Genomic DNA, 23,877 nt, shown 5'->3' with positions numbered 1-23,877 from the left:
CAAGATTAAATTGGTCAGTCATCGCTCGTTTGGATTTAGAAAGCCTGAGTTCTTTATCACAGCTATTTATCATTGCTGTGCTGATCTGCCTGTAAATCTATGATCACTTTTTGGAGAGGAACCAAAATATCTTGATAAATTCGATTGGCGGAGCTCAGAAGCTATTGTTGAAAAATTCATTTTACTCCTGTATTTTTCCGGTGGGCCCGTCCGGATGCAGGTTTTCATCAGAATAATAAAAGGCGATGGGTAATTCTGCATCGGGGAAATACTTTCCCAAGAGCCATGAGAATCTTTCTTTGAACGCATTTTCCATTGAGAATCTCCCCGCTTTTTAATGAAAGTGGTGAAAAATTCCCCAAAGGCTTTTTGCAAAGACTTCTTTGCTCAGCTATTGCGAGAATCATATATTTGTGATATTTTTCTCTAACTTTTTATCCTCATTTTCGCGGATAGAGGATGCTTGGATATCAAATCGCTCTGAAGATGAAAAGTCTGCAATGAACATGCAAGATACCAGTTACCATGATGTAAAGCAATTCGCAACTCATTATAACAAATCTTTTTGCTGATAAGGCCAAAGAAAAGTCAAGCGTATATTGGATTAATTTAATCTAACCCCAATGTAAGGAGATAACTATGTCAAATTACGCCAAAGAACTGATGGCTCAAGTGAGAGCCAAAAATCCCAACGAACCAGAATTCTTGCAGGCGGTGCAGGAAGTAGTGGAATCTCTTGCCCTCGTCATCGAGAGGCACCCGGAGTACCGTCGTCATAAGATTATGGAGAGGATCATAGAGCCAGAACGGGTCATCATGTTCCGGGTTCCCTGGATGGATGATAATGGTGAGATCCATGTGAATCGGGGATACCGTATCGAGATGAGCAGTGCCATCGGACCTTACAAGGGAGGTCTCCGTTTCCATCCCTCGGTCAACTTGAGCATCTTGAAGTTCCTGGCTTTCGAACAGGTCTTTAAGAACAGCCTTACAACGCTCCCCATGGGCGGCGGAAAGGGTGGCTCGGATTTTGACCCCAAAGGGAAAAGCGACGGTGAGGTGATGCGGTTCTGCCAGAGCTTCATGAACGAACTGTTTCGCCATATCGGACCGGACACGGATGTCCCCGCCGGCGATATAGGTGTGGGCGGGAGAGAGATCGGCTATCTCTTCGGGCAGTATAAGAAGCTCAGAAACGAGTTCACGGGTGTCTTTACCGGCAAGGGGCTGAACTGGGGTGGCTCACTGATCCGTCCCGAGGCGACCGGCTATGGCGCCGTCTATTTTGCTGCAGAAATGCTGGCCGCAAGAAATCAGACTTTGGAAGGAAAGATCTGCTTGGTCTCCGGAAGCGGAAATGTAGCTCAATATACGGTTGAGAAGGTCAACCAACTCGGAGGAAAGGCCGTGACCTTATCTGACTCCCACGGGTACATCTACGATGAAGATGGAATCGACGCCAATAAACTGGAATTCGTCATGGAACTGAAGAACATCCGGCGCGGCAGGATCAAAGAATATGCGGACAAATTCAAGAGTGCCGTGTACACGCCTGTCAATCCCAAGCTCGAATACAACCCGCTATGGAACAACAAGGCACACTGCGCTTTCCCGAGCGCCACGCAGAATGAGATTAACGGCAAGGATGCCCAGAACCTCATCAAGAACGGCATCTACGTCGTCTCCGAAGGTGCCAATATGCCCACGACGATTGAAGGTGTGAATGTATTCCTGGAAGCAAAGATCCTGTATGGCCCCGGGAAAGCAGCCAACGCTGGCGGTGTGGCCACATCCGGTCTAGAAATGTCTCAGAATAGCATGAGACTGCAGTGGACCCGTGAAGAAGTAGACAATCGCCTCCATCAGATCATGAAAAGCATCCACAAGACCTGCGTGGATGTGGCCGAAAAGTATGGAACACCTGGCAACTATGTAAATGGCGCCAATATCGGTGGCTTCCTGAAGGTCGCCAACGCCATGATCGACCAGGGGCTCGTATAAGGCAGCATTTTTCTTTTTGCAAGCTAAAGCTTGAGTAGCCTCTTTTTAATGCTAAAATTTTATTTGTGAAATCATGAACATGGAATCCACGAACATGCCAGGTGGCGATATCAATCTTTTTAGAAAGCTCTCCCATCGCATTTTGGAGCTGGCAGATCGGGGGATCTTGAGGGTCGATTTCCTGAGTGAAGTAGCCAGAACCATGACCGATTTTTCCGGTGCCGATAGCGTTGAGATCTGGATCAGAGAGAATAACAAATGTTTCCGGTGTGAAGCCAGACAGGACTCCGAGCAAGTTTTCAACCTTGAGACGTTGATCATCGAGCCAAGGAAAGATAATGGAAAATTCGCATGTTTTCGGAGGGATTCAAAACTGGCTCAATTGCAGGAGGCGGTTCTCGAGGGTCGCATCGACTCCTCAGATAGGTCTTTTACTAGTGAGGGGAGTTTCTGGACGGGGAATATTGAAAACGAGTTCTTGCTTGCCTCAAGAGATATTGATGATGCGAGTAGCCAGAGAACATCCGCTGGAGAATTAGGGAAAGGTTGCCGGTCGCTGGCGGTCATTCCCATTATTCTGAACAAGGAAATCATCGGGCTCATTCAATTGAAGAGCGACAAGGAGAACCGTTTTACGGAAGAAGAAATAAAGTTCTACGAGGGGATCGCGCAGACCGTTGGGGTGGCATTGAACTACCGGCATGTCCATCTGGCGCTGCGAGAGCGTGTCAAGGAGCTGACGTGTCTGTATGGGATTGCTCAACTCGTTGAGCGGCCGGGCATCGGTCTTGAAGAGATTCTCCATGGAATCGTGGAGCTTCTTCCTCCAGCATGGTTATATCCGGAAATTGCCCAGGGGAGAATCGTGATCGATAGACATTCCTACATGACGGAAAATTTTCACGATGGACCGCACAGCTTGAAAGCAGACATCTTCGTGAGCGGGAAGCAAAGAGGCTTCATCGAAGTCGCTTACAGAGAAGACAGGCCGACCCTTGATGAAGGGCCGTTTTTAAAGGAGGAGAGAAGCCTAATCGATACAATTGCCAGGGAGGTGTCGTTGATCATCGATAGGAAACAGGTTGAAGAGGAAAAGCAGAAGCTTCAAAATCAGCTCATGCATGCCGAACGCCTGGCGACCATCGGGCAACTCGCTGCAGGTATCGCTCATGAACTGAACGAACCGTTAGGAAACATCCTGGGATTTGCCCAGCTTGCAAAGAAATCTTCCGGGCTTCCAGGTTCGGCCAAAAATGATCTCGACAAGATCATCATGGCCTCCCTGCATGCTAGAGAGGTTATCAAAAAGCTCATGCTTTTTGCCAGGCAGACTCCTCCTGAGAAAGTTCAGGTGAATCTGAACAGGATTGTGGAGGAGGGACTCTACTTCTTCGAATCCAGATGTGAGAAGGAAGGAATCGAACTGATCCTCGCTCTTTCGCCGGATATGCCAGACATCACCGCTGATCCTGCCCAGATTACCCAGGTCCTCGTCAACCTTGTGGTCAATGCCATTCAAGCAATGCCGAATGGAGGGAAGCTGATCATTCAGACATCAATATACAGAAATCAAGCCTTGCTTGTCATTGAGGATACGGGCCTCGGGATGGCTGAAGAGGTCAAGAGTCAGATATTCATCCCCTTCTTCACGACGAAAGGGATCGACAGGGGAACAGGATTGGGGCTTCCAGTAGTCCACGGCATCGTCACTTCACACGGTGGTTCAATAAACGTGGAAAGCGATGTGGGACGGGGGACAAGATTCACGATCCGGTTGCCCATTCAAAAGTTTACGATCGAACAGGAGGTGAAGGGAGATGAAACGATCCGATGATAAAGATTGCATTCTGGTTGTGGACGATGCTCCCACGACGCTGGAAGTTCTCCAGAGGAATCTGATATCGCAGGGGTATCGGGTTTTTACCGCTTTGAGCGTGCCGGAATGTATCGGTATCCTTCAATCTACGCCGATAGATCTTGTCATAACGGATTACAAGATGCCGGGTGCCAGCGGTCTCGATCTCATCAGGCATATCAGGGAAAATTTTAAGGATACCGAGGTAATGATGATCACAGGCTACGCTTCCGTTGAGGGAGCAGTAGAGGCCGTTAAAACGGGAGCGGAGGATTACCTGGCCAAGCCCTTTACTGATGAAGAACTTTTTACGGCTGTCCGCAAGGTGCTTGACAAGCTACACATGCGAAGGGCCGGCAGGATCCCGCTGCATAAAATGCCCAGGGCGCTCCACGGTTTCTTGGGCGAATCTGAACCGATCAAGAAAGTCTTCAATGCAATCGCCAGAGCTGCTTCTACGAATGCGACGGTGCTCATATCAGGAGAGAGCGGAACAGGAAAAGAGCTTGTTGCCAGGGCCATACATTACAGCAGCATGAGGGCTTCCGCTCCGTTCATTCCGGTGAACTGCGGAGGGATTCCTGAAGAGCTGCTGGAGAGCGAACTTTTTGGATATGTCAAGGGAGCATTTACGGGAGCCATTGAATCGAGAGCAGGTTTCTTTCAAACGGCAGAAGGGGGAACTATCTTCCTTGATGAGATCAGTGAAACTTCTCTATCCATGCAGGTCAAGCTTCTCAGGGTACTTCAGGAGAGGGAGGTCTGCATGCTCGGATCAAGCCATCCGCGCAAGGTGGATGTCAGAGTTCTGGCATCGACGAACAAGGACATCCTGAGTCTGGTAAAAAAGGGAACGTTTCGTGAGGATCTCTTCTTCAGACTCAATGTCATTGCCATAGAGATACCGCCTCTCCGCGAAAGAGGCAACGACATCTTGCTTTTGGCTAACTATTTTGCCTATAAGTATGCGAAAGAATCGGAAAAGGCCGCGCCGCAATTTTCCGATCAGGCCCTGCATGTCTTAAAAAATTATCACTGGCCCGGGAATGTCCGCGAGCTTGAGAATGTCATCCATCGCCTCGTCGTGATGACCGATGAACAGGTCATCGATGTTCCCGATCTTCCCACTCTGATGCGTTTCACGGGTCTGCGGGGGAGTGGTCTGGGAAGGACATTGCAGGAGGTGGAAGCGGAATACATCCAGAATGTCCTGGTGAGCGTCGATGGAAACAAGACGAAAGCGGCAGAGATCCTGGGGATAGATAGAAAAACGTTGAGAGAGAAACTGAAAAATATCTCCGGTAAAAATTGAAATCTTCAAGAGCCCGGAAAATCGGGTGCATTCTCACCACTGGTTCAAATCTCTCCATATAAATCCTGACATTGCTGTTTATCGATTTCAAGCACTCTTCAGAAGTCGCTCTGCTCGACGGTTCCTTTAGAAGTTCATATTCCGTTTATTTCCAGCACATTGATTGAACAACCCTTCAGGCTTTGCCGGTTTGGATATTCAAGTACAAATCTTCTTTTGCAGTCAGAATGCGATGGCATGTCGATTGCCATAAAGGGTTGTGAAAAGGAGAACAACCATGTCTGAAAAAATTAAAATCCGCAAGGTATGCCCAATATGCAGGAACAAGCCGGTATGCGAGCTTTTCAAGGAATATGGGAATCTGATCTTCATCTGCGAACAGTTTGAGCCCATGGAGAAAGTGGAAGCAGGTACTACTGAAAGAGCCCTTACGGCTCTGGAACAGATGCGGATCAGGGAAATTTGCGCAAGGAAAGAGCTGGAGATGCAGATGGGGTTGTGCAGCAATTGCGAAAACTTTTCGAGCTGCACATTCGTCAAGCCTGAGGGAGGCATCTGGCACTGCGAGGAATACCGTTGAAACTCTACTTGATACAACGTTCACCCTTTCCAAGAATCGAGGACTTTAAATATTATGATTCCAGAAATAATCGAAAAGATTGTAGACAAATATTATAGCGGCTGGGGTGGACTTATCTCTATCCTGGAAGAGATCCAGGCAAAATATGGGTACCTTCCTCAGGAGGCGTTGAAGATCGTGGCGGAGAAGATGGAGCGCCCCCTGATCGATATTTACGGAGTCGTGACTTTCTACAGATCATTCAGTTTGAAGCCTCGGGGAAAGCATCTGGTTTGCGTCTGTATGGGAACCGCCTGCCATGTCCGCCAGGCTCCGATCATCGCTAGTGAGTTCGAGCGTCAGCTTGGCGTCGCGGCCGGCAACACGACGGCCGATAAAGAGTTCGCCCTGGAAACAGTGAACTGCTTGGGAGCCTGCGCCCTCGGGCCGATCGTCGTAGTTGATGGTCATTATTTCTCGAAAGTGGACACCGGAAAGGTTAGGGGGATGCTCAAACAGGCACGCACAGGATTCGACAGGAGGGAAGTGAAGGGAGATCAAAGAATTTTTCCGGTCGAGGTCAGCTGTCCGAGATGCAACCACAGCCTGATGAATCCGGATCATCTCATTGATGGCCAGCCGTGCATCCATCTGACCACCGCTTTCGGCCTCCAGCACGGGTGGCTTCGACTCTCCTCCCTATACGGGAGCTATAACATCGAATCAGAGCACGATGTTCCCGTAGACACGGTCGTCAATTTCTTCTGTCCTCACTGTCATGCTGAACTGGCTACGACGATGAAATGCCCGGACTGTAGTGCGCCCATGGTGCCGATGCTCGTTCGAGGTGGAGGACTAGTCCAGATCTGTTCGAGACGCGGCTGCAAGGGGCACATGCTGGATCTGAAAGTAGAAAGTGTCTGAGGAACAGAAAGAAGGGACGGTCATGTTGAGACTAAATACTATCAACGATTTGAAGGAACTGCAGAACCGCATCGTTTCCAGTAAAGCTTCCACCATTCCAACCATCATCATCAATGCTGGAACTTGCGGACAGGCGAGCGGCGCCAATGACATTATCCGTGTAGCTAAGAAAGAACTGCTGGCAAAGGGGCTCACCGAGATCGTTCATCTCCGGATCACCGGCTGCCATGGTTTTTGCGAGATGGAGCCTTCCGTCCTCGTGGAGCCGGGAAGGATCTTCTATCCCAAAGTCGACATGAAGAACATGGTGCGCATCATCGAAGCCGTTGTGAGGGGCGATGTTCTGGAGGATTTGCTCTATGTTGACCTGAAGACGGGAAAGAAGATTGAGAAGCAGGATGATATGCCTTTCTTCAAGAAACAGGTCCGCACGATCATCGCCCGCAACGAGAAGCTTGACCCGATCCGCATCCTGAACTACATCGAGAACGGCGGCTATCTTGCCTTCGCCAAAGTGGTGGAGAAGAAAAACCCGGAATGGGTCATTGAAGAGGTAAAGGCTTCGGGGCTGCGCGGCCGAGGCGGTGCAGGCTTCCCCACGGGGTTGAAGTGGGAGATGCTGGCAAAGCAGGCGAACGGTCATGGCAGGTATCTCATCTGTAATGCCGATGAGGGAGATCCTGGTGCCTACATGGACCGCAGCGTCCTCGAAGGGAATCCCCACAGCATCATGGAGGGGATGATGATTGGTGCCTATGCCACAGGTGCATCGGAGGGGGTCGTCTACGTCCGGAATGAGTATCCTCTGGCGATCAAGCATCTGACGATTGCCTTGCGCCAGGCGCATGAACTCGGATTGCTCGGCGAGAATATTCTCGGCACCGGCTTTTCATTCGACATCAAGATGGTAAGGGGAGCCGGCGCCTTCGTTTGCGGCGAAGAAACCGCTCTGATCAGATCGGTCGAGGGTAAGCTGGGCGAACCGCGTCAGCGTCCTCCCTATCCAGTTCAGCGAGGCCTCAACGGGCGACCGACCGTCATCAACAACGTGGAGACCTGGGCGAACATTCCCATCATCATCCAGATGGGAGCAAAGGAGTTTGCCAAAGTCGGGACGAAAGAAAATTCCGGTACGAAGATCTTCAGTCTTGTAGGCAAGATCAAAAATACTGGTCTTGTGGAAGTCCCGATGGGAATCACCATCGGTGAGATCATCGATGATATCGGCGGCGGCCCGGTCGGCAGGAGAAAAATCAAAGCGGTGCAGACCGGGGGTCCTTCAGGAGGCTGTATCCCCTCAAACCGTTTCGATCTTCCCATCGATTACGATAGCCTGACGGAAGCCGGGTCCATCATGGGGTCGGGCGGGATGATCGTCATGGACGAGAACACCTGCATGGTGGATGTTGCCAGGTACTTCATGAACTTTCTGAAGGATGAATCCTGCGGCAAGTGCTTCACCTGCCGAAAGGGAACGCAGCGGATGTGGGAGATCCTGGACGACATCACGGCGGGGAAGGGAACGGTCGAACAACTGGAGCTTCTCGAGGAATTGGCGAATGTCGTGAAAGATACAACCATGTGCGGTCTCGGACAGACGGCACCAAACCCGGTCCTCTCCACCATTCGCTACTTCCGCGACGAATACGAGGAACATATCAAGAACCATCGATGCCCTGCTGGTGTCTGCAAGGAGCTCATCACCTACTTCATCAATGAGAACTGCAACGGTTGCATGGTCTGCCTAAGAGCCTGTCCGGAAGGGGCGATCACCGGTGATAAACAGAAACTCCACATCATCGACGTTGCCAAATGTATCAAGTGTGGTGCCTGCTTCAGCGTTTGCAAGTTCGACGCCGTGGAGACAGGTTAATGAGATTGAGGAAAGGAAGCAATAATGATAAAGCTGACAATAAATGGATTGCCTGTTACCGTCGAGGAAGGGACGACGGTCCTCGAAGCGGCGAAGTTCCTGGGGTTTCCCATCCCGACGCTCTGCTATATGGATGGGCTGACCCCTTACGGAGCCTGCCGGCTCTGCGTCGTCGAGATTGGAGAAGGACCAAGGGCAAGGATGGTATCTTCCTGTACTTATCCTGTGGAGGAAGGACTCAAGGTCAGGACGGCCTCTTCGCGAGTCCTCAAAGCGCGAAAGATGGTACTGGAGCTTCTGCTTGCCTCCTGCCCGCAGTCGAAGATTATTCAGGATCTCGCCTCGGCGCATGAAGTGCGGCAACAACGATTCCGGCAGGAACACGAAGATTGCATCCTCTGCGGGCTGTGTATCCGCATGTGCAGAGAGCAGATGATGGCAGGAGCCATCGGGTTCCGTGGAAGAGGGGAGCAGAGGAGTCTCGGGACACCCTTCGATGCAAAATCAGAAGTCTGCCGCCTATGCGGCGGATGCATGTACGTCTGCCCGGCCTGTCAGCTCCGGTGCACTTTCACAGACCCTGAAAGGGCCATCTGCGGCGGCTGTGCCAACCTGAGCCCGCCATGCGTCAACAAGCCGCAGTTCGACGATATGATGTGTTACATGGCACCGTGCGTTGCCTGTGAAATCAAGAAAGATTAGAGAAAGGAGCTAAACACCATGTCACTATCGAGAATAAATTCATCAGCCGCAACTCTCACCAAGAACCGAACGGAAGAGTCGATCACCCCCATTTCCGGGATGTGCGTGACATGTGTCGATGGCTGCATCGGCATGTGCGAGATCGGTAAATCTGCCTATCGGGGCCATGAAGTCATCTATCCGCAGCCGTTCGGAGTCATCACGACCGCTGCCGAAAAGGTCTATCCGGTCGATTACTCCCATTTCAACATCATGGGGACAGCGGTGGGGGCTTACGGCGTCGCCCCCGACCCAGACCGCGCTGTCTTTCCGGCTGTCAACCTGGAAGTCCACTTCGGGCATGACAACGGGGTCAAGTTCCGCCTGCCGTGGATCATTCCCGGCATCGGTTCCACCAATATCGCCAAGAATAACTGGGAAGGGTTGGCCATCGGTTCCGCTCTATCCGGGACAGGATTGACGATCGGCGAGAATGTCGTGGGGATGGACCCCCAGGCGACCATCAAGAATGGAAGAGTCGTCGATACCGTGGACCTGAAACGAAGGGTCAAGCTCTACACCGATTTCATGCGCGACGGTTACGGCGCCATCATCGTCCAGGCGAATGTCGAAGATACTAGGCTGGGTGTTCAGGAGTATGCCATCGAGAAACTTGGTGTTCAGATCGTCGAATTGAAATGGGGTCAGGGGGCGAAGGATATCGGCGGCGAGGTTAAGATCAACGATCTGAAGAAAGCTCAGATCCTCTACGAGCGTGGCTACATCGTCCTTCCCGACCCGACCGACCCGCACGTGATCGAGGCGTTCCAGCGTGGCGCCTTCAAAGAGTTCGAGAGACATTCCCGGATTGGCATGGTGACCGAAGAATCGTTCGCAAAGAGAGTGGAAGAATTGCGCAAAGCGGGAGCCAAGCACGTCTTCCTGAAGACCGGCGCCTACCGTCCCGCCGATATGGCCCGTGCCATTGCCTTCTCTTCCAGGTACAAGATTGACCTGCTCACCGTCGACGGCGCCGGGGGAGGCACCGGGATGAGCCCCTGGAGGATGATGAACGAGTGGGGCGTCCCACCGGTCGAACTCCACACCCTTACCTATCAATATGCAAAGCAGATCGCCGATAAGGGTGGATATGTTCCGGCGATCGCCTTTGCGGGTGGGTTTACCTTCGAAGACCAGATCTTCAAAGCCATCGCTCTCGGCGCTCCCTACGCGAAGCTGGTCGGCATGGCCCGCGCGCCGATCGCAGCTGCCATGGTTGGAAAGACAATCGGCATTGCCATCAACAACAACCAGCTCCCCGTTTACATTGAGCGCTTCGGCAATACCAAAGATGAAATCTTCGTGACGGCGAATCACCTCCGCCTGGAACTTGGCAATGAAGAGTTCGAGAAGATCCCGGCTGGTGCCCTCGGACTTTACACTTACTACGAGAGGTTGGCTCAGGGTCTGCGTCAGCTCATGTGCGGAAGCCGCAAGTTCGCCATGAAGTACATCACAAGAGATGACATCGCAGCCCTTACGCCGGAAGCGGCCAGGATCAGCGGTATCCCTTACGTAATGGATTCCGACAGGAAGGAAGTGGACCAGATCCTCAGAATGAAGAACGGCAAAAGGGCCGCCCTGAAGAGCGGCGCACTGAAAGCCGTGAAGAAAGACGTTCCCAAGCGGAGACGCTGACTTCTTTCCCTTTTTCTTTATGACAGAAGATGGAGGTTTGGCGAGGCGGACTCGATCGAGCCCTTCCTCTTTTGCGTCTTCGAAGTGGCTTTCAGATCTTCTGCCGTCGTGTATCTTTCTCCTATTTTTTCCTGTCTCCTTTCTCGTATCTCTGCCCATCTGTCCTTTTCCCTGAAATGCCAGTTCTGGCAGAAGAGACAATCAAAAGTGCAGGCTCTGTAAAAGAGGGCGAGATTCTTGAATCCGAATTCGGGACCCTCTGAATAAGAGTATTCTGGATAACCAGCATCGGAGCCACCGGGGCAGACCCGGTCTGCAACACAGTTGGTCGGAAGAGGATCATAATACCAGTCGAGTATCCCCTTTTGCGGAGTCCCACCGATGTGAAAGATCTTGCCGTTCCTGTTCTCCCTCAGCCCGCAGAACCCCGATTCGCCGGGGCTCATCTGACATTCGTTCACGCAGAAATGGCAGAGTACTCCCCCTTGGCTGCGCGGTACTCTTTCGGGTAGATAGAAGCCTCGCCGGGAGGATGCGTGAATCTCCTGCATGGTTTGCCTGCATTCAGAAAATCTTTCCCTGAGGCATCGACAGCAAAATGGCACCGATCTCGTAAAGACGAATTGTTCTGTTCCACAATACCTGCACTTCACCATACAAAAACAGCATTTCCGGGAATCAGCGCAGCAGGGAGATGAACTTCTGGGAATCTTCCAGCATGGTCATGTTGTTGAAGAAGATGTAGGATTCAGTCTTTTTCTGACAGAGGTCCAATAATTTCTTGAGATCTCTTTCCGAGTACTGGTAGCGATATCCTGTGACGCCATGAAGTCGGAAGTAGTTGAACTGACCCCAGACAGGCAGCCTCTTGAAGGGATCGACGACGTCGATGAGATCAAGCTCCTTGCAGATCTTTTCGATATCCTTATCCTCCCACCCTCCTCTTGGTTCCCACATAAATATCATCCCATCCCGCTTGACCGTCTTGAAGAATTTGAATATGTTTACCATGTTCTCGCGGGACGGTGAGAAACCTGGAGGCGTTTGGAAGAGGATGATTCTCGCCCCCAGGTTTAAGCCGAATGCCTGCGTCTCCTCCCAGGCTTCAAAGACGGCGTCGGTGGGCTTGAAGAAGCCGTAGTATTCCTTCCTGTTTTCATTGATAGGACGCTTCAGCTTCTTGTAAGTGGGACTTGTAGATTCATGGGTAATCAATTGCCAGGCTTTCATGGTAAATTCAAACTCTGGAGGTGCTTCCGATTTCCACTTAGGAGCAAGTTCCAGGGGAGGGATATGATAAAAGGTATGCTGGATCTCGACGACATTGAATTTCTTGAAGTAAGTCGAGCGAGCAACGGGAAAGCCGCAGCACCCAATTTTGATCCTTCTGGCAACCGATCCTCTTTCCATAGGAACTTATCCGGCTTATGATTTTACTCACAAGCATCCAATATTTCAATTGATTGTGTTAGTATAAATAGTCAGAAGCGCAATCAAAATCTGGATAGATGGTTGCATGGGAAATAATATCGCATTGTTATGAAACTCTCTTATTGCATCGCTCTGATCATCTATTTTCTTCTCCTGACAATCTGGATCTACCTGCGAAAAAGGAAGTACAGAGGTTATCAACTTGAAGCCCTTCTGCCACTCGAGCCCCTTCCCCTTGATCTTGGACTCAAAGACCATGTTAAGGCATTCATCTCATGGATCTTCCTCTTCATGAGAGTCTTTGCGGTGAAGCCCGGATTGTACGAGACTGGGCTTAATTCGAGGACAGGGGCATCCCAAAAGAGAGATGCTCATCTCACGAGCAGAACTCAATACCGGGAAAAAGAAACGATGGAAAGCCTCCCGCTTCTCGTGACGTGCAACAATTTCCTGAGTGTTTTCCTTCTGGTTCGCAGGGTGAGGCCCAGGAGGGTCAGGCTCTTGGTCGTGGATACCGATGGCATCAATGTCTGGTGCTCGGCAGGGAAGGGAAGGTTTTCCGCATCCGAGATCATCGATAAAGCTGGTCGTGCCGGTCTTCTGAAAGATGAGGGAAAAATGGCGGAAAGGGAGAAGATCAACATGATCCTTCCCAAGTTTTCCCTCTCAGGAGTTAATCTGGCCGAGCTCAAGAAAGCCGGGATCCAGCCCATCATCGGACCGCTCTACGCAAAAGATGTTCCCGGCTATCTGGATGAAGGGGAGATCGAAGATCGGATTCATGACTGTGTGCACTTCGGAATCCAGTCAAGCGCCTTCACCGCGCTTCCGACGGCCGTTCAATTCCTCCTCTATTTTCTCGGGGTCTATGTCGTTCTGCTCGGATTCGTCAAACCTCTTATCATCTGGATGGCGACGGCTATTGCTTTCCTGTATCCAATCTTCTTTCCCTATATTCCGGGGAGACAGTTTGCCGTCAAAGGGATTTACCTGGGAATCTTCAGCTCCCTGCTGGCAGCCATGGTTAGTTTTGCAAACGGGATGGGAGAGCCTTCCTCCCCTTCTCTCGTTTCTTTTCTATGGTTTTCGCGTCAGTCATCAGTCATGTCTCCGCAATCTTTGATACCTCTGGTGCTATTCCTCGTTGCGACTTCCATGTTCGTGGGATTGAGCTACACCGGAAACAGCGCTGTCAGCAACTATTCAAATGTCAGAAAAGAGATTGGGCGCTTCCTTCCGGTCATTGTCGTGCTCTATGTTCTTCTGGTGCCTGCCGCCATCCTCTTTTGAATATAATTATTGCGGGAAGAGTTCTGCTATAATATGAAGGTGATTAAAACATGATTTTCGTCAATCAGGACAAATGCACAGGTTGCGAGATCTGCACTTTCGTCTGTCCGCACCGTGTCATCGAGATGAACAGCCACAAAGCGTATCTGGCCAGTCTTGATCGATGCATCGAATGCGGTGCCTGCCAGCTCAACTGTCCTTTCAATGCCATTGCGGTTACGAAGGGAACGGCATGCCTCTATGCCATCGTCAGGGAGGACATCCTCAAGATCAGAGAAAAAGGATGCGGTTGCTGCTGATAAATACCCGGCAATGAATCCTCGATCACACTAATTGGTTTCAATCTTTTCCAGCCCCTTTTGGCGGCGTGTTACAGTCCAAGGTCGAGGCGGTTTCGGATGAAGCTGACGACATTGTCACGCGCCAGGAGTCCGACAAATTCTTCTCCATCAATGACGGCGAGCTGGTTGACCCCATCCTCAGTCATGGCATGGAGGACTTTCAGAAGGCTTTCATCCGGTTTCACACTCCTGATCTTCTCCAGTGGGATCATCGCATTGTGAACTTGCGCATGAGACCATTGTTCCTTTGGAATCTTCTTGATGCTGTGAATTGTAACTAACCCGAGAAGCCTCTTATCCTGTACTACCGGGAGACATCTTTTTCCCAGTCCGAGGATGTATTCTTCCACGACTCTCTCGATGGTCATGTCAGGGGAGAGTTGAGGACAATCGCGGGTCATCGCTTCTCTCACGATGTGGCCGATCAGCGTTTGTTGAGCCGTGACCTGTCTGTAGCTTGACAGGGCGGCGTTGTCCAAGAACCACCCGATGAAGGAGAACCACATGCCGTTGACCCAGTTTCCCTTGAAGAGCTGCCAGATCCCCAGAAAGATGAGAAGCATGGCGAACCCCTGACCCATAGCAGATGCCCAGCGCGTAGCTTTCACCAGGTTCCCTTTGATCCCCCATAGGATGGCGCGGAAGACGCGGCCGCCGTCCAGCGGGAAACCAGGGATCATGTTGAAGATGGCAAGCATGAGATTGATGGAGGCGAGGAACCCCCCGATGGCGCTCACCGGTTCGCTTAATTCTCTCATGATGAGCCATAGAATGCCGAACAGGATGGCAAGCAAGAAGCTGGACAGGGGTCCCACGAGAGCCATCAGGAATTCGTTGCCAGCAGATTTTGGCTCATCGGTGAGCTCGGAGACCCCGCCGAATATAAAGAGAACAATGTCGCGAACCGGCAGTTCCTGTTTCGTTGCCACGATGGAATGGGCAAGTTCATGAATTAGGACGGAAACGAAGAAGAGCAAGCTTGTTATGACTCCTGTCCAGAGATATCGAGTATTGTCCCAGCCAGGATAGTTCTGCGGGAAATAATTCCCGGCGAGGTGCCATGTGAAAAGAACGAAGACGATGAGCCAGCTTATGTGTATCCTGATGGGGATCCCCGCAATTTTTCCGATATAGAAGGAATTCTTAAACATCATCTACCACGAAAAGGCACCTTATTCTGCTGTTGATGTAAAATTCTATCTCACCATCTCTCTGAATTTCCAGATAGGCTATCTGAAGAAATCAAGGGTTCTTCTATCGGCGATCCACTTTCCATCGTCATCAGAGATAACCCTTTCCCAATTCCACTCCGCGAGCGTCTCCGCAACGAGTTTCCACACGACTCTTAACGTCATGGTGCTTATCTCTCGTCTTTCTTAGAATGGGTTTCTCCGAGAGGATCCAGTTCTACGAGCGTGGCTCCCCAGCTTCCCTCTTCGAGTCCGGCCAGCCGGAAGGAGACGACTCCGCGCATCCGTTCGAGGATGGAATGAACTGTTTGAAGCAAGGTTCCGGTCCCTTTCCCGTGGATGATGCGAACCTGCAGGATCCCCCGCTCCCGGCAAGCCTCCAGATAGTCGTGAATTAACTCCTTCACTTCCTCGGGCTGAAATGTGTGGAGATCCAACTCTCCTTCAATTGGAAGCTCAACAGGTTCCTGATCTTCCATATGGCCATCTCTTTGTTGTTATTAACTGCTTACACTTCACAACCTTGTACCAAAAACTTTGCAAATAATTTCACATAAAGAGATGAGAAAATCAATATGAAAGGAATTTTATTATCTGTCTTTAATTTCAGAAATTATAATATTATAAGGAAGTTTGAAACCTTCGAAACTTTGACCAGGAAATTGCAGAGCAGAAATTCACCGGAGCAGGGCTTTTGACGACCATTTGATAAAAATAATAATGCGAGGTATCCATCATGAATAAAAAAGGTGATCTACAGGCTATCTTTTCCCCCGGGTCGGTGGCGGTGATCGGCGCTTCCTCCCGCGAGGGAAGTGTTGGAAGAGCCATCTTTTCCAACATCCTGCTATCCGGGTACACCGGCATCGTCTATCCTGTAAACCCCAAGGCAAGAGGAGTCCTGGGTGTACGGGCTTACCATGCCGTGTGGGACATTCCAGGCGAGGTGGATCTCGCCATCATAATCACACCCAGCCAGGCCACGCCCCTGGTCCTCGAGGAATGCGGCGAGAAAGGAGTCAGGGGAGCCGTTATAATCACGGCAGGGTTTAAGGAGATCGGCGAGAAGGGATTCGAGCTTGAGAAGAAGGTCAAGGAGATCGCGAATAAATACGGCATCGCCGTGGTCGGTCCCAACTGCCTTGGCGTTATCAACACGGACCCCGATGTGAAGCTGAACGCTACTTTTGCGAGGGGGATGCCCAAGCAGGGGAACATCGCCTTCATATCACAGTCGGGAGCACTCGGCGTCGCGGCCCTGGAGTACGCTCATCTGGAAAACATCGGTCTATCGAAGTTCGTCTCCGTCGGCAACAAGGCCGATGTTACAGAGAATGATCTTTTGGCATCTCTTGCCAACGATCCACTGACAGATGTCATCCTGCTCTACGTGGAAGATCTGGCCGATCCGAGGATGTTCGTCTATCTCGCCAGGAACATCACAGGGGAAGGGAAGAAAGCAAAACCGATACTTGCCATCAAATCGGGTCGCACTGTTGAAGGGGCGAAGGCGGCATCCTCCCACACAGGAGCCCTGGCCTCCTCGGATGAGGCATATGATTCCTTCTTCTTCCAGTGCGGTGTCCTGAGGGTGGAGACGCTGGAGGATATCTTCGACTACGCAAAGGCGCTGGCAAATCAGCCGCTTCCCAAGGGGGAAAGGATTGCCATCGTCACTAATGCGGGTGGTCCCGGTATCATGGCGACAGATGCAAGCATCCGTCATGGGCTCAAGCTTGCCAACTTCGGAGAGGTGACAACGAAGAAGCTGAGAGAGGGGCTCCCCCCGACCGCCAATGTAAAGAATCCGGTCGATGTCATAGGAGACGCCGACCACGAACGGTACAAACTTGCCCTGGAAACGGTTCTAGCGGATAGCAATGTGGACGGGCTCATCGTTATTTCCACGCCCCAGATGATGACCAACCTCAAGGCGGTTGCCACGACGATCTCCGAGACGACGGCGAAGTACGACAAACCAGTTCTCGCATGCTTCATGGCGACGGAGGACATCTCGGAAACGGTTAAGATCTTTGACAATTCCAGGATCCCGCACTACCTCTTCCCGGAAGCAGCCGCGAGGGCCATGGCTGCCATGTCCCGATATGCCCACTGGTTGCACCGACAGAGGACGGAGGTGAAAATCTTCCGGGACATCGATCAGAAGACCGTTGAGGGGATTATAGCAAAAGCAAAGGGTGAGAAGAGGACCTTCCTTCCAGAACCGGAATCTCACGCTATCCTTAAGGCCTATGGTTTTCCAGTTTTGAAATCCAGATTAGTAAGATCGGTCCGGGAATGCGTGGATGCTGCAAAAGAACTTGGCTATCCCGTCGTCTTGAAGATCGTCTCCCCCGACATCATCCATAAGTTCGACTTCGGAGGTGTGAAGGTGGGGATAAAGAATGAAGAGAGCCTGAAGGAAGCGTATGATGAAATCATCTCCAACGTGAAGAGACACAAGCCTGACGCCAACATCTGGGGGATCTTCGTTCAGGAATTTGCTCTGGGCGGAAAGGAAACCATCATCGGCATGAACCGCGACCCGCATTTCGGTCCGCTCATCATGTTCGGTCTTGGTGGCGTCTATGTAGAGGTGCTGAAGGACGTCACATTCCGGCTCGCTCCCATCAGGGAACTCGGCTCCAGAAGGATGGTTGAAGAGATCCGTGGATACAAGATTCTTAAGGGTTTCCGCGGCGAAAAGCCGTCGGATATTGCCGCCATTGCGGAATGCATCCAGAGGCTCTCCCAGCTTTCCATCGACTTCAGCGATATCCGGGAGCTCGATATCAACCCCCTCATCGTCTATGAGGAAGGAAAGGGAGCCCGCGTCGTCGACGCACGCATCACAATCGAAGAATGATCTTCTCCAGAGTTTGATATCGCAATATATTTTTTAGAGACAGAGGCAGATGCATCTTGAATAGGCACCAGGATGTGGCGATTGGCTTTAATAGTGTGTAAAATATGATGTTCTAAAAACAGGAAAATCTCATGAAGCTGGAAATGCCATCATATTAGAAGAGATCAGCATGAATTATCTGGATGAACTGGAAAGCAAGAGCATCTACATTATCAGGGAAGCCTACAAGCAATTCCGGAACATTGCGATGCTATGGTCGATCGGGAAGGATTCCACGACGCTTCTATGGCTCGTGAGAAAAGCCTTCTACGACCAGATCCCTTTTCCAGTCATGCACATCGATACGGGCTATAAATTCAAGGAGATCTATGAGTTCAGAGATGACAGAGCCAGGGAATGGGGGTTGAGACTGCTCATTGCAAAGAACGATAGAGCCCTCGCCGAAGGGATGGGTCCGGACAAGAGCAAGCTAGACTGCTGCACCGCCCTGAAGACTGAAGCTCTCAAGATGGCGATCGCCAAGCATAAGTTCAGAGCGCTTCTCCTCGGTATCAGACGGGACGAGCACGGGATACGCGCGAAGGAGCGGGTCTTCTCACCGCGCGACCAGGAGTTCAAGTGGGATTACAAGAATCAACCGCCGGAGCTGTGGGACCAGTACAAGTCCAAACAGTCCGATGAAGACCATATCCGTGTTCATCCGATGCTTCACTGGACGGAGCTCGACATCTGGGAATACGTTAAGCGCGAAGGGATACCGATCGTGAATCTCTACTTCGCCAAGAACGGGAAGAGATTCCGCTCGATCGGTTGCGAGACCTGCTGTAATCCGGTATCTTCTGATGCCGACACGATCGATAAAATCGTTGAAGAGTTGAGAACAACCACGATGGCAGAACGTTCCGGAAGGTCACAGGATAAAGAATCGGCTTACATCATGCAGAAGTTGAGAAGCCTTGGGTACATGTGAGGTGAGAGGTGGAAGAACATCTTAAGTTCGTCATCGTCGGCCACGTCGATCATGGTAAATCAACGTTGATCGGGAGGCTCTTCTACGATACAGGCTGCCTCCCGAAGGAGAAGATAGAGGAAGTCCGGAAGATATGCGAAGAACTCGGGAGGGACATGGAGTTCGGCTTCGTCATGGATCACCTCGAAGAAGAACGCTCTCAGGGAATCACCATCGATACTGCGCAGACCTTCTTCAAGACGCCGAAGAGACGCTACGTTATCATCGATGCCCCCGGCCACAAAGAGTTTATCAAGAACATGATAACCGGTGCTTCGCAGGCGGAAGCCGCCATCCTCATCGTCGATGCGAACGAGGGGGTCCGGGAACAGACAAAGAGGCATGCGTATATCCTCAGCATGCTCGGTCTCGAACAGGTAATCGTCGTCATCAACAAGATGGATCTGGTTGGCTATGCAGAGGGGCGGTTCAACGAGGTAAAGAAGGACCTGCTTGTCTTCCTTTCCTCCATCGGTATTTCCCCGACCTACATAATCCCGATCTCGGCGAGGGATGGAGACAACGTGGCCCTTAAGTCCGGCAGGATGTCCTGGTACCAGGGTCCGACCGTTCTGGAAGCGCTCGACACTTTCAAAGTAAAGGAGGCGGCGGTAGAGAAGCCCCTCCGGTTCCCGATCCAGGATGTCTATAAAGTAAGAGACAAAAGAATCCTCGTCGGGAGGATTGAAGCGGGAAAGATCCGCAAAGGTGATGAGATAGTCTTCCTTCCGCAGGAGACGAAGACCAAGGTCAACTCAATCGAGATGCTCTGGAAGGATCGGACGGAGGCAGAGGCTGGAGAGAGCATCGGCATCACGCTGTGCGATCAGCTCTTCATCGAGAGAGGCGCTGTTTCCTGCTCGATGGACAACAGGCCTGTCATAACGAACAGGATCAGGGCCAATGTCTTCTGGATGTCCAAACGTCCCTTTATAGTCGGCGAGAATCTTCACTTTCGCGTGGCGACCCAGGAAGTTCCTATCACAATTGAAGTAGAGAAGAAGATAGATTCATCGACGCTCGAGACCATCTCAGATAATCCCGATTCCGTTATGGAGACGGAAGTGGCGCAGATGCTGATCAGCTCGAAGGATCCAATCGTCGTTGAGAACTTCAATAACATTCAGGAGCTGGGGCGTTTTGTCTTGGTTCGTGATCTTGACGTGGTTGCTGGCGGAATCATCACCCACACTGATAACGTCTGATACTCTTGCTGATGATGCCGTGCAAAATGCATGACCAATCATGGTTAATATCCAGGGCATCCTGTCCAGGATAATTTCAAGCCGGATGTCTGATCTGTGAATATGGGAGAAAATGGGCGGTAATGGAAGCAGGAAAAATCGAGTCTGTGTCATAGGGCTGGACGGCGTTCCGCACGGACTCTTGCTGGATCTTGCGCAGAAACGGATCATGCCAGCCATGATGAGGCTCATCGCCTCCGGCCATCTCCACAAAATGAAGGCGAGTCTTCCCGAGATCTCCTCGGTGAGCTGGACTGACTTCATGACGGGGAGCAATCCTGGCACGCACGGAATTTTCGGCTTCACAGACCTGTGGGACAGGTCCTACGACCTTCGTTTTCCCAATTTTCTGAGCTTGAAGAAGGAGACCTTTTGGGACTTTCTGGGACAGAAGGGTAAGAGGTGCATCATCATCAACCAGCCTTCGACATATCCCGCCCGAAAGATCAACGGCGCTCTCGTCTCCGGCTTCGTTGCCATCGATCCCAACAAGGCAATCTTTCCGCTCAGCCACAAAGCGGCTCTCGACAGGATGGGTTATCAGATAGACATCGATACCTCAAAGGCAAGGCTGGATCACGAGTTTCTCTGGAGAGAGCTGGATAAAACGTTGATCGGCAGTCAGAAAGCGTTCCAGTACTTCTGGGAACAGGAGTGGGACTATTTTGAATTCGTACTCACTGGAACGGACAGGCTCCACCATTATCTCTGGAGCGCGTACGAGGATGAGAGCCATCCTTATCATAAGAACTTCCTCGATTATTATCACAGGGTCGATCAACTGATTGATGAGATCGTGACCTCGTTCCAGAAACTGACCGGCGAAGAAGAGAGGCTCTATCTACTGTCCGACCACGGGTTCACCGGGATCGAACAGGAAGTCTATCTCAACACCTGGCTGGAGCAGAACGGCTTCCTGAAGTTCAGCTCGCCTTCCGCTGAAAAGCTCTCGGAGATCTCTTCCGAGAGCAAGGTCTTCGCCCTCGATCCCAATAGAATCTATCTTAACCTGAAGGGAAAGTTCCCGAAAGGGACGGTCGATAAAGCGGATGTAAAATATCTCAAGCAAGAGATCGCTATGGGTGTTGCAGAGCTTGGATTCAGCGGGAAGAAAGTCATCAGGAAGGTCTTCGACGCCGAAGAAATATACTCCGGCCCGCTCGTTACAAAGGGTCCCGATCTCATCGCCCTTGGCGAAAACGGTTTCGACATGAAGGGAGCCATCCGGAAAAAGGAGATCTTCATCCGGACTGACCTGCAGGGGATGCATACATGGGACGATGCCTTCTTCTGGGCGAGGCGGGATCATGGAAAGGATCTTTCCATATCGAATCTGGCGAACATCATCATGGAGAGTTTCTAATATTGCCGCCAAGACGCTTTAAAAAATTCACTCTCATCGCAGGGCTGTTCCTTTTCATTTCACTTCCCGCGCAAGCCTATATCGGGCCGGGGGCAGGCTTCGCCTTCCTCACCTCTTTTTTCATAATCTTCCTGGTCTTCCTCCTTGCCATCTTATCCCTTCTCGCGTGGCCCTTCCGGTTTATCTTTCGGCTGCTTAGAGGAAGGAGGGTTTTTGGAAAGAGCAGTATTAACAGACTTGTCATCATCGGTCTCGATGGGATGGAGCCTTCGCTTGCAGAGAAGTACATGACGCAGGGGAAGCTCCCGAACCTCTTGAAGTTGAAAGAGAACGGTTCCTATGCACGGCTCCAGACGACGACGCCGGCCATCTCTCCAGTTGCATGGTCATCCTTTATGACCGGCTCCAACCCCTCCAAGCACAACATCTTCGATTTCCTGAGCCGCGATCCGAGAACCTACCTTCCGGACCTATCGTCGGCACGCATCGGAAAACCTAAAAGGGTTCTTTCCCTGGGGAAATACAGCATCCCGCTCTCGAAGCCGGAGATCAGAGGGATGCGCAAGAGCATACCATTCTGGAAAATTCTCGGCGACAGGGGAATCCATTCCACGATCCTGCGTGTGCCGATAACATTCCCGCCTGAAAAATTTAAGGGGCATCTTCTCTCAGGGATGTGCGCCCCGGATTTGAAGGGGAGCCAGGGGACGTTCTCCTTCTACACGTCAGATCAGGAACGTCTAAAAGAGAAAGAGGGTGGACTCAACATTCCGGTCACGGTAAACGGGAATACGATTGAGACGTACATATCGGGGCCGGAGAACACGATGCTCAAAGATGCTGCGGAGATACGTCTTCCTCTGAAGATAACCCTGGATAAAGAAAAAGAAGAAGCCATCATAGAAGTATCGGGCCAGAAGTTCAGGGTGAAAAAGAATCTCTTCTCTGACTGGATCAGAATCACGTTCCGTCCCGGGCTTGGAATCAAGGTTAGCTCGATTTGCCGCTTCTTCGTCTCGCGGATAGAGCCCTGCTTCGAGATGTACCTGACGCCCCTTAACATCGATCCCGGGAAGCCAGCGCTTCCCATCTCCCATCCTTTCTATTATTCCGTCTATCTCTCCAAGCTGCTCGGGAGCTTCATCACACTCGGGGAAGCCAACGATACCTGGGCTCTGAACGAAGGAGTTTTGAGCGAGGAGGCCTTCCTTGACCTGACCTACTCCAACCACAAGGAATGGGAGGAGATGCTCTTCAACGCGCTCGACAAGATTAAGAAGGGGCTTATAACCTGTGTATTCGAGACGACGGACAGCATCCAGCACATGTTCTTCCGCTATCTCGACGAGAGACATCCCGCCCTCAGGAAGACTCAGAGCAGAATGAGTGGCAGAGTCATCGAGGAGCTCTATCAGAAGATGGACGAGATGGTGGGGAAGGTCATGGACAGACTCGATGACAGGAGCGTGCTCATCATCATGTCCGATCATGGATTCAAGTCCTTCCGAAGGGGAGTCAACCTGAACTCCTGGCTATACCGCAGTGGCTACCTTTCTCTGAAAGATGGAAAGAGGGAAAGTGGAGAGTGGTTCAAGGATGTTGACTGGGAAAGGACGAAAGCTTACGCTCTTGGACTGGGCGGCCTCTACATCAATAAGAAAGGGAGGGAGGCGAAAGGCATCGTCCATCCCGGAGAAGAAACGGCTGCTCTCAAAAGAGATCTCATTCAGAAACTGAGCGGACTCAAGGATTCCGAAGGAGGCGCGGTGGCGATCAATCAGCTCTTCGATCGCGATGCTCTTTACTCCGGTCCATACAGGGAAAACGCTCCCGATCTGATCATCGGCTACGGCGACGGGTACAGAGCTTCATGGGATTCCGTGAAGGGAAAGGTTAACGACACTGTCATAGAAGACAATGATAAGGCCTGGAGCGGCGACCACTGCATTGATCCAAGGATCGTTCCAGGGGTCTTCTTCTGTAACAAGAGGATAAAGAGTGCGAATCCCTCCATCATGGATATCGCTCCAACCGCGCTCGAACTTTTCGGGCTGCCGATCCCCGTACACATGGACGGCCGTCCGCTCATCGATATGCAAGGTTTGCAGATAGCTCCTTCAGACGCGAAGGAATCAGAGGGAAAGAAGGTAGGGAAGGAAAGCGGGAAGCGGAGAAAAAGGGAAAATTAGAGAGGAAGCCGGAAAAAAAGAAGAAAAGATGATGGAAGAAAAGAGATATGA

Annotated in this window: 20 protein-coding genes; 15 read left to right on the top strand and 5 right to left on the bottom strand. The window is 51.2% G+C overall.

What is annotated here, in order from left to right; genetic code table 11:
- Nucleotides 1-639 precede the first annotated feature (639 nt).
- From gdhA to AB1756_01935, 8 genes are all read left to right on the top strand, one after another.
- Entirely contained in the window at nt 640-2,001 is a 1,362-nt protein-coding gene (gene gdhA, locus AB1756_01970) for an NADP-specific glutamate dehydrogenase (protein MEW5806108.1), read from the top strand.
- Nucleotides 2,002-2,074: 73 nt separating this feature from the next.
- Nucleotides 2,075-3,835 (top strand): ATP-binding protein, encoded by a 1,761-nt coding sequence (locus AB1756_01965; protein ID MEW5806107.1) that lies wholly within the window; start codon nt 2,075-2,077, stop codon nt 3,833-3,835.
- Nucleotides 3,819-5,168, top strand: a complete 1,350-nt coding sequence (locus AB1756_01960; protein MEW5806106.1) for a sigma-54 dependent transcriptional regulator — start codon at nt 3,819-3,821, stop codon at nt 5,166-5,168. Before AB1756_01965 ends, AB1756_01960 begins: the two co-directional genes overlap by 17 nt.
- Nucleotides 5,169-5,445: 277 nt before the next feature.
- Nucleotides 5,446-5,748: a hypothetical protein gene (locus AB1756_01955; GenBank protein MEW5806105.1), complete on the top strand. Its 303-nt coding sequence runs from the start codon at nt 5,446-5,448 to the stop codon at nt 5,746-5,748.
- Between the two features lie 54 nt (nt 5,749-5,802).
- A complete protein-coding gene (locus tag AB1756_01950; protein MEW5806104.1) occupies nt 5,803-6,651 on the top strand; it encodes an NAD(P)H-dependent oxidoreductase subunit E in 849 nt (282 codons plus the stop codon).
- Between the two features lie 22 nt (nt 6,652-6,673).
- Entirely contained in the window at nt 6,674-8,524 is a 1,851-nt protein-coding gene (gene nuoF, locus AB1756_01945; GenBank protein MEW5806103.1) for an NADH-quinone oxidoreductase subunit NuoF, read from the top strand.
- A gap of 24 nt (nt 8,525-8,548) precedes the next feature.
- Complete coding sequence (locus AB1756_01940; GenBank protein ID MEW5806102.1) at nt 8,549-9,226, top strand: 2Fe-2S iron-sulfur cluster-binding protein; 678 nt, start codon at nt 8,549-8,551, stop codon at nt 9,224-9,226.
- An 18-nt stretch (nt 9,227-9,244) separates the two neighbouring features.
- Nucleotides 9,245-10,903 (top strand): FMN-binding glutamate synthase family protein, encoded by a 1,659-nt coding sequence (locus AB1756_01935; GenBank protein MEW5806101.1) that lies wholly within the window; start codon nt 9,245-9,247, stop codon nt 10,901-10,903.
- A 17-nt stretch (nt 10,904-10,920) separates the two neighbouring features.
- On the opposite strand, the gene AB1756_01930 is transcribed toward AB1756_01935, so the two are convergent.
- Both AB1756_01930 and AB1756_01925 read right to left on the bottom strand, forming a co-directional pair.
- On the bottom strand, nt 10,921-11,454 hold the full coding sequence (locus tag AB1756_01930; protein MEW5806100.1) for a hypothetical protein: 534 nt from the start codon (nt 11,452-11,454) through the stop codon (nt 10,921-10,923).
- A 127-nt stretch (nt 11,455-11,581) separates the two neighbouring features.
- On the bottom strand, nt 11,582-12,313 hold the full coding sequence (locus AB1756_01925) for a DUF72 domain-containing protein (protein MEW5806099.1): 732 nt from the start codon (nt 12,311-12,313) through the stop codon (nt 11,582-11,584).
- A gap of 129 nt (nt 12,314-12,442) precedes the next feature.
- Here AB1756_01925 and AB1756_01920 point away from each other — a divergent pair, with 129 nt between their 5' ends.
- Both AB1756_01920 and AB1756_01915 read left to right on the top strand, forming a co-directional pair.
- Nucleotides 12,443-13,624, top strand: coding sequence for a hypothetical protein (locus tag AB1756_01920; protein MEW5806098.1), 1,182 nt, complete (start codon nt 12,443-12,445; stop codon nt 13,622-13,624).
- Between the two features lie 50 nt (nt 13,625-13,674).
- Complete coding sequence (locus AB1756_01915; protein ID MEW5806097.1) at nt 13,675-13,923, top strand: 4Fe-4S binding protein; 249 nt, start codon at nt 13,675-13,677, stop codon at nt 13,921-13,923.
- Nucleotides 13,924-13,994: 71 nt separating this feature from the next.
- Here AB1756_01915 and AB1756_01910 read toward each other — a convergent pair whose 3' ends face one another.
- The 3 genes from AB1756_01910 to AB1756_01900 form a co-directional block, all read right to left on the bottom strand.
- A complete protein-coding gene (locus tag AB1756_01910) occupies nt 13,995-15,119 on the bottom strand; it encodes a site-2 protease family protein (protein MEW5806096.1) in 1,125 nt (374 codons plus the stop codon).
- 75 nt (nt 15,120-15,194) lie between these two features.
- Nucleotides 15,195-15,320, bottom strand: coding sequence for a hypothetical protein (locus AB1756_01905; GenBank protein MEW5806095.1), 126 nt, complete (start codon nt 15,318-15,320; stop codon nt 15,195-15,197).
- Between the two features lie 5 nt (nt 15,321-15,325).
- Complete coding sequence (locus AB1756_01900) at nt 15,326-15,634, bottom strand: Smr/MutS family protein (protein MEW5806094.1); 309 nt, start codon at nt 15,632-15,634, stop codon at nt 15,326-15,328.
- Nucleotides 15,635-15,891: 257 nt separating this feature from the next.
- On the opposite strand from AB1756_01900, the gene acs reads away from it, so the two are divergent.
- The 5 genes from acs to AB1756_01875 all read left to right on the top strand — a co-directional run bounded on the left by acs (nt 15,892) and on the right by AB1756_01875 (nt 23,826).
- Entirely contained in the window at nt 15,892-18,021 is a 2,130-nt protein-coding gene (acs, locus tag AB1756_01895; protein MEW5806093.1) for an acetate--CoA ligase alpha subunit, read from the top strand.
- A gap of 169 nt (nt 18,022-18,190) precedes the next feature.
- Nucleotides 18,191-18,991, top strand: a complete 801-nt coding sequence (cysD, locus tag AB1756_01890; protein ID MEW5806092.1) for a sulfate adenylyltransferase subunit CysD — start codon at nt 18,191-18,193, stop codon at nt 18,989-18,991.
- 8 nt (nt 18,992-18,999) lie between these two features.
- Nucleotides 19,000-20,235 carry a GTP-binding protein gene (locus AB1756_01885; GenBank protein ID MEW5806091.1) on the top strand — a complete coding sequence of 412 codons (1,236 nt, stop codon included), beginning with the start codon at nt 19,000-19,002 and terminating at the stop codon, nt 20,233-20,235.
- Nucleotides 20,236-20,347: 112 nt separating this feature from the next.
- Entirely contained in the window at nt 20,348-21,637 is a 1,290-nt protein-coding gene (locus tag AB1756_01880; protein MEW5806090.1) for an alkaline phosphatase family protein, read from the top strand.
- Nucleotides 21,547-23,826 carry an alkaline phosphatase family protein gene (locus AB1756_01875; GenBank protein MEW5806089.1) on the top strand — a complete coding sequence of 760 codons (2,280 nt, stop codon included), beginning with the start codon at nt 21,547-21,549 and terminating at the stop codon, nt 23,824-23,826. The genes AB1756_01880 and AB1756_01875 overlap by 91 nt, the downstream gene beginning before the upstream one ends.
- Nucleotides 23,827-23,877: the final 51 nt, after the last annotated feature.

The organism is Acidobacteriota bacterium, from assembly GCA_040752675.1.
Taxonomy (GTDB): domain Bacteria; phylum Acidobacteriota; class Polarisedimenticolia; order JBFMGF01; family JBFMGF01; genus JBFMGF01.
Note: the sequence above shows the minus strand (reverse complement) of the source record. Positions and strands in the feature narration are given on the sequence as shown.